Annotated in this window: 1 protein-coding gene; it reads left to right on the top strand. The window is 75.4% G+C overall.

The features are described 5' to 3' along the window. Nucleotides 1-28: 28 nt before the first annotated feature. On the top strand, nt 29-13298 hold a 13270-nt coding region (locus ABT006_RS32760), incomplete at its 3' end, for a type I polyketide synthase (RefSeq protein ID WP_350712355.1).

The following is a 13298-nucleotide window of genomic DNA, read 5'->3' as shown; positions in this document are numbered from 1 at the left end:
TTGCCCCTAGCGACAGGTGATCACCCCGATGGCGAACGAAGCCAAGCTCCGCGAGTACCTCAAGCGCGTCACCGCTGACCTGCACGAGACCAGCGAACGCCTGAGGGCCGTCGACGAGCAGAACCACGAGCCCATCGCGATCGTGGGGATGAGCTGTCGCTACCCGGGCGGGGTGCACAGCCCCGAGGCGCTGTGGCGGTTGGTCGAGTCCGGCGCCGACGCCGTCACGGAGTTCCCGGCCGACCGGGGCTGGGACGTGGAGAACCTCTACGACCCCGACCCGGACGCGCACGGCAAGTCGTACACCCGGGAGGGTGGCTTCCTGCACGACGCCGGCGAGTTCGACGGCGGTTTCTTCGGCATCTCCCCCCGCGAGGCCCTGGCGATGGACCCGCAGCAGCGCCTGCTGCTGGAGGTCGCCTGGGAGGCGGTCGAACGGGCCGGCATCGCCGCCGACTCGCTCAAGGGCAGCCGCACCGGCGTCTTCACCGGCGTCATGTACCACGACTACGTGTCCCGCCTGAACGGCGTGCCGGAGGAGGTCGAGGCCTTCGTCGGCACCGGCAACCACGGCAGCGTCGTCTCCGGCCGGATCGCCTACACGTTCGGGTTCGAGGGCCCGGCGGTGACGGTCGACACCGCCTGCTCGTCCTCCCTGGTGGCGCTGCACCTCGCCGTGCAGGCGCTGCGCTCCGGCGAGTGCACCCTCGCGCTGGCCGGCGGCGTCACCGTCATGTCCAGCCCCGACACGTTCATCGGGTTCAGCCGCCAGCGCGGCCTGTCCCCGGACGGGCGGTGCAAGTCCTTCGCCGCCGCCGCCGACGGCACCGGCTGGAGCGAGGGCGCCGGGCTGCTGCTGCTGGAACGGCTCTCCGACGCCCACCGCAACGGGCACCCCGTGCTCGCCGTGGTGCGCGGCACCGCGGTCAACCAGGACGGCGCCTCGAACGGCCTCACCGCGCCGCACGGCCCGTCGCAGCAGCGGGTGATCCGCCAGGCGCTGGCCAACGCGCGGCTCTCCCCGGCCGACGTGGACGCGGTGGAGGCCCACGGCACCGGCACCCGCCTCGGCGACCCCATCGAGGCGCAGGCGCTGCTCGCCACGTACGGCCGGGACCGGGCCGACGACCAGCCGCTGTGGCTCGGCTCGATCAAGTCCAACCTCGGGCACACCCAGGCCGCGGCCGGCGTCGCCGGCGTGATCAAGATGGTCATGGCGATGCGGCACGGCGTCCTGCCGAGGACCCTGCACGTCGACGAGCCGTCCCCGCACGTCGACTGGTCGGCCGGCGCGGTGAGCCTGCTCCGCGAGCCGCGCCCGTGGCCACGCGGGTCCCGGCCGATGCGCGCCGGCGTCTCCTCCTTCGGCGTCAGCGGCACGAACGCCCACGTCATCGTCGAGGCCGCCCCGCCCGCGCCGCAGCCGACCGCCGGCACCGACGCCGTCGCCGGACCCGACCCGCTGCCGTGGGTCGTCTCCGCGCGCAGCGCCGCCGGGCTCACCGCCCAGGCCGACCGGCTGCGCTCCTGGCTCGCCGACCACCCCGACGCCGCGCCGGCCGCGGTGGGCCGGGCCCTGGCCGCCGGACGGTCCACCCTCGAACACCGGGCCGTGCTGCTCGGGACCGACCGGGACGAGCTGGTCGCCGGGCTCGCCGCGCTGGCCGATGGCGTCCCGGCCGCGTCCGTGCGGCGCGGGGTCGCCAGCCCCACCCGCGTCGCGGTGCTCTGCACCGGCCAGGGCGCCCAGCGGGTCGGCATGGGCCGGCAGCTGTCCGCCGCCTTCCCGGTCTTCGCCGCGGCCTTCGACGCCGCCTGCGCGGAACTGGACCGGCACCTCGACCGGCCCCTGCGCGAGGTCCTCGACGGTCCCGCCGACGTGCTCGACCGCACCGGCTACGCCCAGGCGGCGCTGTTCGCCGTCGAGGTGGCCGCCTACCGGCTCGTCGAGTCCTGGGGCGTCGTGCCCGACTTCGTGGCCGGGCACTCGGTCGGCGAGGTGGCCGCCGCGCACGTCGCCGGCGTGCTGTCGCTGCCGGACGCCGCCCGCCTGGTCGCCGCCCGGGGCAGCCTGATGCAGGCGCTGCCCACCGGCGGCGCGATGGTGGCGGTCCGCGCCACCGAGGCCGAGGTGCGCCAGCACCTGGAGGCCGCCGACGAGGCGGCCGGGGCGGGGCTGGCCGCCGTCAACGGCCCGGAGTCCGTCGTCGTCTCCGGCGACGAGGACGCCGTGCTGGCGGTCGCCGAACACTTCGCGGCCCTCGGCCGGCAGACCAGGCGACTGCGGGTCAGCCACGCGTTCCACTCCGCCCGGATGGACCCGATGCTCGACGCGTTCGCCGACGTGCTCGGGCAGTTGACCTTCGCCGCCCCCCGGATCCCCGTGGTCTCCACCGTGACCGGCGGGGTGCTCACCCCGGACGAGGTCGGCTCGCCGGCGTACTGGCTGCGCAACGTCCGGGAGACGGTCCGCTTCGACGCGGCCGTGACCGCCCTGCGCGAGCTGGGCGTGGGCGCGTACGTCGAGGTGGGCCCCGGCGGGGTGCTCTCCGCGCTGACCCAGGAGATCGTCGGGTCGGACCAGGCGGTCTGCGCCCCGGTGCTGCGCGCCGACTCCGACGAGGCGGCGACCGCGCTGGCCGCCGCCGCCACCGTCTGGGCCCGGGGCGTGCCGGTGGACTGGGCCGCCCTGTTCGACGGCCCGCCCGTGCCGGTCGACCTGCCGACGTACGCGTTCCAGCGCCAGCGCTACTGGCTGCTGCCCCTGCCGCAGGCCGCCGACGTGACCGCCGCCGGGCTGACCCCGACCGGCCACCCGCTGCTCGGCGCGGTGTTCCGGTCGGCCGACGGCGACGAGGTGACGCTCACCGGCCGGCTGTCGGTGGAGAGCCAGCCCTGGCTGGCCGAGCACGCCGTACGCGACGTGGTGCTCTTCCCCGGCACCGGTGTCGTGGAGCTGGCGTTGCGGGCCGGCGCGGAGGTCGGCGCGGACCGGCTCGCCGAGCTGACCCTGGAGGCGCCGCTGGTGCTGCCGGAGACCGGCGGCGTCGACGTGCAGGTCGCCGCCGAACGGGCCGGCACCGACGCGTGGCAGCTCACCGTCCACGCCCGCCGCTCCGGCACCGACGACCTGTGGGTCCGGCACGCCACCGGCCTGCTCACCCCGGGACCGGGGGAGGACGCGACCCCGCTGACGGCGTGGCCGCCGGCCGGCGCCGCCGCCCTCGACGTGTCCGAGCTGACCGGCCGGGCGGCGGACGCCGGATTCGCGTACGGCCCGACCTTCTCCGGGCTGCGCGCCGCGTGGCGGCTCGGCGCCGACGTCTACGCCGAGGTCGCGCTGCCCGAGCCGGCGGCCGGCGAGGCCGGCGGGTACGGGCTGCACCCGGCGCTGCTCGACGCCGCCGTGCAGGCGGTCGGGCTGGGCATCGTCGACCCCGGCCAGGCCCGGCTGCCGTTCTCCTGGTCCGCCGTCACGCTGTCCGCCCACGGCGCCGACACGCTGCGGGTACGGCTCACCCCCACCGGCCCGGACACGGTGGCCATGCTGGTCGCGGACGCCGCCGGCGAGCCCGTCGCCCGGATCGGGTCCCTGGTGCTGCGGCCCCTGCCGGCCGGAGACCTGTCCTCCGGCGGGCCCTCCTGGCGTCGCTCGCTGTTCCGCCTCGACTGGCCCCGGCACGCCGGCAGCGCCGGCGCGCCCGACGACACGACCTGGGCCGTGCTCGGCGACCGCCCCGCGCCACTGCCGTCCGGCGTGGCCGCCGCCCGGCACCCCGACCTCGACGCGCTGGTCGACGCCGGGGTGCCCGACGTCGTGCTGTTCCCGGTGGCCGGTGCCGCCGCGACCGGCCCCGACCCGGTCCACGGCCTGCTCGCCGAGGTCCTCGGCGTGCTCCAGGGCTGGCTCGCCGCCGAGCCGCACACCGGCGGATCCCGGCTGGTCGTGCTCACCCGCGGTGCCGTCGCCGTGGACGACGCCGCCGAGGTGGAGGACCTGGCCGGCGCGGCCGTCTGGGGTCTGCTCCGCTCCGCGCAGGCCGAGCACCCCGGCCGGTTCCTGCTCGTCGACGTCGACGACCCGGACCGCTCCGCCGCCGCCCTCGCCGGCCTGCTGTCCGCCGAGGAACCGCAGGCGGCCGTGCGGAACGGCGTGGTCCGGGTGCCCCGGCTCGTCGCCGCCACCGAATCCGACGCCCCGGCCTCGTCGCCGGACCCGGACGGCACGGTCCTGGTCACCGGCGGCACCGGCGCCCTGGGCGCACTGACCGCCCGCCACCTGGTCACCCGGCACGGGGTCCGCCACCTGGTGCTCACCAGCCGGCGTGGGGCCGACGCGGACGGCGTCGCCGACCTGCTCGCCGAGCTGGCCGACCTGGGCGCGACCGCGACGGTCGAGGCGTGCGACGCCGCCGACCGGGACGCCCTGGCCGCGCTGCTGGACCGGATCGACCCCGCCCACCCGCTGACCGGCGTGGTGCACACCGCCGGCGTGCTCGCCGACCGCACCCTGACCTCGCTCACCGCCGAATCCCTCGCCGAGGTGCTCCGGCCCAAGGTGGACGCCGCCGCGCACCTGCACGAGCTGACCGCCGACCTGGACCTCGGCCTCTTCGTCACGTACTCCTCGGCGGCGGGCGTGACGGGCAGCCCCGGCCAGGCCAACTACGCCGCCGCCAACGCCTACCTCGACGCGCTCGCCCACCGGCGACGGGCCGCCGGCCGCCCGGCGCTCTCCCTGGCCTGGGGGCCGTGGGCCGAGTCGGGCGGCGGCATGACCGCCGGCCTCGACCGGGCCGACGCCGACCGGCTGGCCCGCGCGGGCGTGCGCCCCCTCCCGCAGGCGGACGGCCTCGCCCTCTTCGACGCCGCCCTGCTGACCGGCCGGCCGGTGGCGGTGCCGATGACGCTGGACGGCCCGGCGCTGCGCACCCAGGCCGAGGCGGGCACCCTGCCGCCCGTTCTGCGCGGGCTGGTCCGGGCGCCCCGCCGCCGCGCCGCGCGGACCGGCCCGGCCGGGACCGCCGCCCTCACCGGACAGCTGGCCGGGCTCGACCGCGAGGAGCGCGCCGCGGCCCTGCTGCGGCTCGTCCTCGACCAGGTCGCGGCGGTGCTGGGGTACGCCGACGCGTCCGCCGTCGAGGCCGCGCGTCCGTTCACCGACCTGGGCTTCGACTCGCTGACCGCCGTCGAGCTGCGTAACCGGCTGGGTGCGGTCACCGGCCTGCGGCTGCCGGCGACCCTGGTGTTCGACCACCCGACGCCGCTCGCCCTGGCCGACCACCTGGACGCCGAGACCGGCGCGGACGCCGACCCGCTGCCGGCGGCGGTCGCCACCGTCGCGGCGCTCGACGAGCCGATCGCGATCGTCGGGATGAGCTGCCGCTACCCCGGCGGCGTACGCTCCCCGGAGCAGCTGTGGGACCTCCTCGCCGCCGGTGGGGACGGCATCACCGACTTCCCCGCCGACCGGGGATGGGACCTCGACGAGCTGTACGACCCGTCCGGCACGCGCCGGGGCAGCAGCTACGCCCGCGAGGGCGGCTTCCTGGCCGACGCCGGTGACTTCGACGCCGACCTGTTCAAGATCTCGCCGCACGAGGCCCTCGCCATGGACCCGCAGCAGCGGCTGCTGCTGGAGACCTCGTGGGAGGCGATCGAGGACGCCCGGATCGACCCGCTCGCGCTGCGGGGCCGCCCCGTCGGCGTGTTCGCCGGCATGATGTACCACAACCACGCCGCCGGGCTGGCCGACGTGCCGGAGACCCTCGACGGCTACCTCGGCGTCGGCACGGCGAGCAGCGTGCTGTCGGGCCGGGTGGCGTACTCGTTCGGTTTCGAGGGGCCGGCGGTGACGGTGGACACGGCGTGTTCGTCGTCGTTGGTGGCGCTGCACCTGGCCGTGCAGGCGCTGCGGTCGGGCGAGTGCGACCTGGCCCTCGCCGGCGGCGTCACCGTCATGGCGACGCCCGAGACGTTCATCGACTTCTCCCGCCAGCGGGGCATGTCCCCCGACGGCCGGTGCAAGTCGTTCTCGGACGACGCGGACGGCACGGGCTGGTCCGAGGGCGTGGGCGTGCTGCTGGTGCAGCGGCTGTCGGATGCGCGGCGGGACGGCCGCCGGGTCCTGGCCGTGGTGCGTGGCACGGCGGTGAACCAGGACGGTGCGTCGAACGGTTTGACGGCGCCGAACGGTCCGTCGCAGCAGCGGGTGATCCGCCAAGCCCTCGCGAACGCCCGGCTGACCGTGGCGGACGTGGACGCGGTGGAGGCGCACGGCACGGGCACGACGTTGGGTGACCCGATCGAGGCGCAGGCGTTGCTCGCCACGTACGGGCAGGACCGGGACGACCACGACGCGCTGCTGCTGGGTTCGGTGAAGTCGAACATCGGTCACACGCAGGCGGCGGCCGGTGTGGCCGGCGTCATCAAGATGATCCTGTCGATGCGGCACGGGGTGGTCCCGGCGTCGCTGCACGTCGAAGAGCCGTCGTCGCACGTGGACTGGTCGTCGGGTGCGGTCGAGCTGGTGACGCGGGCGCGTGAGTGGCCGGCGGTGGGGCGTCCGCGCCGCGCGGGCGTGTCCTCGTTCGGCATCTCCGGCACCAACGCCCACGTGATCATCGAGCAGGGCGAGCCGGAGCCCGTCCGGGCGCCTGTCGTGCCGGTGAGGGTGCCGGTGCCGTGGGTGGTGTCGGCGCGGTCGGAGCGGGGCCTGGCGGGTCAGGCGGCGCGGTTGGCGTCGTTCGTGCGGGACCGGTCCGACCTCGCGGTGTCGGATGTGTCGTGGTCGTTGGCGACGTCGCGTGCGGCGTTGGAGCACCGTGCGGTGGTGTGGGGCTCGGACGTGGACGAGTTGATGGCGGGCCTGTCGGCTGTCGCCGAGGGCCGGTCGTCGGTGGCTTCGGGTGTGGTGTCGGCGGGTCGCCGGGCGGTGCTGTTCACGGGTCAGGGTTCGCAGCGGGCCGGCATGGGCCGTGAACTGTACGAGGCGTTCCCGGTCTTCGCGGCGTCCTTCGACGCGGTGTGCGCGGAGATCGATCGGCATCTGCCGCGTCCTCTGCGGGAGGTGGTGTTCGCCGAGCTGGGCACTGCGGACGCCGCTCTGCTGGATCAAACCTTCTTCGCGCAGGCGGGGTTGTTCGCGGTTGAGGTGGCGTTGTGGGAGTTGTTGTCGTCGTGGGGTGTGCGGGCGGATTTCCTGGCGGGTCATTCGATCGGTGAGGTGACCGCCGCGTACGTGGCGGGGATGCTGTCGCTGCCGGACGCGTGTGCCCTGGTGGCGGCGCGGGGTCGGTTGATGCAGGCGTTGCCGGCCGGTGGGGTGATGGCGGCGGTCGGCGCGGCCGAGGCTGCGGTGCGCGAGGTCATCGAGGCGTCGGGTGCGGCGGTGGACGTCGCGGCGGTGAACGGTCCTGCGGCGGTGGTCGTCTCGGGCGCCGCCGATGAGGTCGCCTCGGTGGTGGCGACCTCTCGTGAGCGGGGTTGGCGGGTCAAGGAGTTGTCGGTCAGTCACGCGTTCCACTCGCGGTTGATGGATCCGATGTTGGACGAGTTCGCGTCCGTCGTGGCGGGGCTGGGCTGGCAGCCGCCCCGGATCCCGATCGTGTCGAACGTGACCGGCGCGGTCGCGGACACGGCGGAGGTCACCGACCCGGGCTACTGGGTGCGGCACGTGCGGCAGGCGGTGCGGTTCGCCGACGGGGTGGCGGCGCTGCGGGAGCAGGGCGTCGACACGTTCCTGGAGGTCGGTCCGGACGCCGTCCTCACCGCCATGGTGGCGGAGATCGTCGCCGACGTGCGGCGGATCCCGACGTCGCGGCGGGACCAGGCGGAGGTCGACGCGCTGACCTCGGCCGTCGGGCAGCTCTGGGTCGCGGGTGCCGCGGTGGACTGGGCGGCGTACCACGGCCAGGCCGGTGCCCGGCCGCGCGTGGTCGACCTGCCCACGTACGCCTTCGATCATCGACGTTACTGGATCAATGCGGCGACGCGGTCCTACCGGCCCCCGGCCGCCGGGCGTACCGCTGCCGACGAGGACTTCTGGCGGGCCATTGAGGCGGAGGACGTCGCGAGTCTCGCCGAGAGCCTGGCCGTCGACGCCGACGCCCCGCTCGCGGCCGTGCTACCGGCGCTGTCCACCTGGCGACGTCGCCGGGACGCCGCGGCCGCCCTCGACTCGTGGCGCTACCGGGTGGCGTGGCAGCCGCTCACGGACGAGCCCGCCCGTGCCGAGGCGACCGAGTTCCTGCTCGTCGTACCGGCCGACGCGGGCGCGGCCGTGACGGACTGGGTGACCGCCCTCGGCGTCGACGGCGCGCGGGTCGTCGAGGTCGACGCCGCCTGCGACCGCAAGCGCATCGCCCACGACCTCGTCGAGGCGTCGGCCGGCCGCGACGGCGACCCGCTGCCCGTGCTCTCCCTCCTCGCGATCGACGATCGGCCGTACGCCGGGGCCGCTTCCGTTCCGGCCGGGCTCGCCGGCACCGTCGCGCTCGCCCAGGCGCTCGGGGACGCCGGGGTCGCCGCCCGACTCTGGATCGCCACCCGCGGCGCGGTCTCCGTCGGGTCCCGCGACCGGCACGTCGACCCCGTGCAGGCGATGGCGTGGGGCTTCGGCAGCGTGCTGCGGGCCGAGCACCCGCACCGCTGGGGTGGGCTCGTCGACCTGCCCGAGCAGCCGGACCAGGGTGTCGTACGCAGGCTCCGTACGCTGATCGGCGGCACCGGCCGGGAGGACGAGGTCGCCCTGCGCCAGGCCGGTGCCCACGCCCGCAGGCTGGTTCGCGCGACGGACCGCGACGCCGGCCCACACCGTTTCCGGACGCCGCGCGGCACCGTGCTGATCACCGGCGGCACCGGCGCCCTCGGCGGCCACGTCGCCCGTGCGCTGGCCGGCGATGGCGCCGAACACCTCCTGCTCGTCAGCCGGCGCGGTCCCGAGGCGCCCGGCGCCGCCGCCCTCGCCGAGGAACTCACCGCGCTCGGCAGCAGGATCACCGTCGCGTCCTGCGACGTCGCCGACCGGGCCGCGCTCGCGGTCCTGCTCGACTCGATCCCCGACGAGCTTCCGCTGACCGCGGTCGTGCACACCGCCGCCGCCCTCGACGACAACGTGGTCGACGCGGTGAGCGTCGACCAGCTCGCCACCGCGCTGCGGGCGAAGGTCGACGCCGCGCGCAACCTGGACGAGTTGACCCGGGGCAGGGACCTCTCCGCGTTCGTCCTCTTCTCCTCGCTCGCCGGTCTCCTGGGTGCCGCCGGCCAGGCCACCTACGCGCCCGGCAACGCCTTCCTCGACGCCCTGGCGCAGCGGCGTCGCGCGGAGGGGCTGCCGGGGACCTCGCTCGCCTGGGGCCTGTGGGCCGACGGCGGCGTGAGCGCCGGCGAGTTCGAGCAGCGGCTGAGCCGCACCGGGTTCGGCGCGATGGCGCCGGAAACGGCCGTGCGGGCCCTCACCCGGGCGCTCGACCGCGACGAGACGTACCTCGTGGTGGCCGACATCGACTGGGCCCGGGTGGCCGCCGCCGGCGGCCGACGGCACGCCCCGCTGGTCCGGGACCTGCTGGCCGCGGCCGGTCCGGCGGCAGCCCCCGACGCCCCCGCCCCGGCGGCCGACCTGCGCCTTCGCCTGTCCGGAATGTCCGGCACGGAGCAGATGCACGCGCTCCGCGAGCTCGTCCGTGCCGAGGTCGCCGCCGTGCTGGGCCACGAGTCCGCCGAGCGGGTGGCGCCGGATCGGGCGTTCCAGGACCTGGGCTTCACCTCGCTGGCGGCGGTCGAGCTGCGCAACCGGCTCGACGCGGCCACCGGCCTCGCGCTGCCGAGCACGCTCGCGTTCGACTACCCGAACTCGACCGTCCTCGCCGGGCACATCCACGCCGAGCTGCTCGGCGGGCAGGCCCTTCCCGGCGCCACCGCGTCGACCGGCCCCGTCGTGGGCGACGACCCGATCGTCATCGTCGGCATGGGCTGCCGGTTCCCCGCCGGAGCCGAGTCCCCGGACGGGCTCTGGGAGCTGCTGACGGCCGGCGTCGACGCGATGTCCGGATTCCCGACGAACCGGCACTGGGACCTGGAGTCGCTGGCCGACCCCGGCTCCGAGGGGAACGGCCACTCCTACGTCACCCGAGGAGCCTTCCTGGCCGACGCGGGCGGCTTCGACGCGGAGTTCTTCGGGATCTCGCCCCGTGAGGCCCTCGCCATGGACCCGCAGCAGCGGCTGCTGCTGGAGGTCACCTGGGAGGCGTTCGAGGACGCCCGGATCGAACCCCTCGCGCTGCGCGGCAGCCGCGTCGGGGTGTTCGCCGGCACCAACGGACAGGACTACGAGACCGTCGTGCGTCAGGCCGGCGAGTCCCTCGCCGGGTTCGGCGCGACCGGTGCCTCGGCGAGCGTGCTGTCGGGCCGGGTGGCGTACTCGTTCGGTTTCGAGGGGCCGGCGGTGACCGTGGACACCGCGTGTTCGTCGTCGTTGGTGGCGCTGCACCTGGCCGCGCAGGCGCTGCGGTCCGGCGAGTGCGACCTGGCGCTGGCCGGCGGTGTGACGGTGATGGCGACTCCCGGCGCCTTCATCGAGTTCTCCCGCCAGGGCGGGCTGTCGGCGGACGGCCGCTGCAAGGCGTTCGCCGAGTCGGCGGACGGCACCGCGTGGGGCGAGGGCGTCGGCGTCCTGGTCGTGCAGCGGCTGTCGGACGCGCGGCGGGACGGTCGTCGGGTGCTGGCGGTGGTGCGGGGTACGGCGGTGAACCAGGACGGTGCGTCGAACGGGTTGACGGCGCCGAACGGTCCGTCGCAGCAGCGGGTGATCCGGCAGGCGCTCGCGTCGGCGGGGTTGTCGGCCGGGGACGTGGACGTCGTCGAGGCGCACGGCACCGGCACGACGCTCGGTGACCCGATCGAGGCGCAGGCGTTGTTGGCCACGTACGGGCAGGGCCGCGGCGAGGCTGCGCCGCTGCTCCTCGGCTCGGTGAAGTCGAACATCGGTCACACGCAGGCGGCGGCCGGCGTGGCCGGCGTCATCAAGATGATCCTGGCGATGCGGGCCGGGGTGGTGCCGGCGTCGTTGCACGTCGACGCGCCGTCGTCGCATGTGGACTGGTCGTCGGGTGCGGTGGAGCTGGTGACGCGGCCGCGTGAGTGGCCGGCGGTGGGGCGTGCGCGTCGCGCGGGTGTGTCGTCGTTCGGCATCTCCGGCACGAACGCGCACGTGATCCTGGAGCAGCCGGAGTCCGCGCTGGAGCTTGAGCCGGCACCTGCGGCGGTGGAGTCCCTGGCCGGGTCGGATTCCGTTTCGGCGCCTGTCGTGCCGGTGAGGGTGCCGGTGCCGTGGGTGGTGTCGGCGCGGTCGGAGCGGGGTCTGTCGGGTCAGGCGGCGCGGTTGGTGTCGTTCGTGCGGGGCCGCTCCGACCTCGCGGTGTCGGATGTGTCGTGGTCGTTGGCGACGTCGCGTGCGGCGTTGGAGCACCGTGCGGTGGTGTGGGGCTCGGACGTGGACGAGTTGATGGCGGGCCTGTCGGCTGTCGCCGAGGGCCGGTCGTCGGTGGCTTCGGGTGTGGTGGCGGCGGGTCGTCGGGCGGTGTTGTTCACGGGTCAGGGTTCGCAGCGGGCCGGCATGGGCCGTGAACTGTACGACGCGTTCCCCGTGTTCGCCTCGGCCTTCGACGAGGTGTGCGGGCATCTGGATGACCTGTCGCCGCGTCCGCTGCGGGAGGTGGTGTTTGCCGAGCCGGGCAGCTCCGAGGCCGGTTTGTTGGATCAGACGGTGTTCGCGCAGGCGGGGTTGTTCGCGGTTGAGGTGGCGTTGTGGGAGTTGCTGTCGTCGTGGGGTGTGCGGGCGGATTTCCTGGCGGGTCATTCGATCGGTGAGGTGACTGCTGCCTACGTGGCGGGGATGCTGTCGCTGCCGGATGCGTGTGCGTTGGTGGCGGCGCGGGGTCGGTTGATGCAGGCGTTGCCGGCCGGTGGGGTGATGGCCGCGATCGGCGCTGCGGAGCAATCGGTCGCCGAGTTGATCGCGGAGACCGGTGCGGCGGTGGACGTCGCGGCGGTGAACGGTCCCGCGTCGGTGGTGGTATCGGGTGCCGCCGACGAGGTCGCCTCGGTGGTGGTGGCCTCTCGCGAGCGGGGTTGGCGGGTCAAGGAGCTGTCGGTCAGTCACGCGTTCCACTCGCGGCTCATGGACCCGATGTTGGACGAGTTCGCCTCGGTGGTGGCGGGGCTGGACTGGCGGGTGCCGCGAGTGCCCGTGGTGTCGAACGTGACCGGCGCGGTGGCGGATCCGCTGGAGCTGGTGGATCCGGGTTACTGGGTGCGGCACGTGCGGCAGGCGGTGCGGTTCGCCGACGGGGTGGCCGCGCTGCGGGAGCAGGGCGTCGACACGTTCCTGGAGGTCGGCCCGGACGCGACGTTGACGGCGATGGTGGCGGAGATCGTCGGCGACGGGGTGGTGCGGCGGATTCCGACGTCGCGGCGGGACCAGGCGGAGGTCGACGCGTTGACCTCGGCCGTCGGGCAGTTGTGGGTCGCGGGCGTCGCCGTCGACTGGGCGGCGTACCACGGCCAGGCCGGTGCCCGGCCGCGCGTGGTCGACCTGCCCACGTACGCCTTCGACCACACCTGGTACTGGCCCGAGGCGGCGCCCTCGGCCCGTCGGGACGCCCACGCCGATGCCCTCGACGGGCGGTTCTGGGCGGCCGTGGAGTCCGGCGACCCCGACCGGATCGGCGGCGAGTTGGGCGTCCACGCGGACGAGCCGTTCAGCGAGGTCCTGCCGAAGCTCGCGCAGTGGCGGCGGGCCGCCCGGCAGCAGTCCGTCGTGGACTCCTGGCGGTACCGGGTCGAGTGGCGGCCGGCCGCGGTGGCCGGGCGTGCGGGCCTGACCGGCACGTGGTTGGTGCTGATCCTCCCAGGCCAGGAGGACCACCCGCTGCTGGCCGGGCTGTCGGCGCGGGGCGCCGAGGTGGTCCCGGTGGTGCTGGACGAGTGGGACCGTGACCGCATCGCGCGCCAACTGACCGAGGCGCGGGAGACCCGTGGACCGGTCGCCGGCCTGGTCTCGCTGATCTCGCTCGCCGGCGCGGGCGTGGTGGAGGCCATGACCGTGGCGCAGGCGCTGGCCGTGGCGACGGTCGACGCTCGCTTGTGGTGGCTCACCTCCGGTGCGGTTGCGGTGGACGACTCGGAGACCCTGGGCGACCTCTCCGCTGGTGCGGCGGTGTGGGGTTTGGGTCGGGTGGTGGGTTTGGAGTTGCCGTTGCGGTGGGGTGGGTTGGTGGATGTGTCGGGTGTGTGGGATG

The sequence above is a fragment of the Micromonospora sp. NPDC002717 genome (genome assembly GCF_040295705.1).
Classification (GTDB): Bacteria; Actinomycetota; Actinomycetes; order Mycobacteriales; family Micromonosporaceae; genus Micromonospora.
The sequence above is the reverse complement of the archived record's forward strand: the minus strand, read 5'-3'. Positions and strand labels throughout refer to the sequence as shown.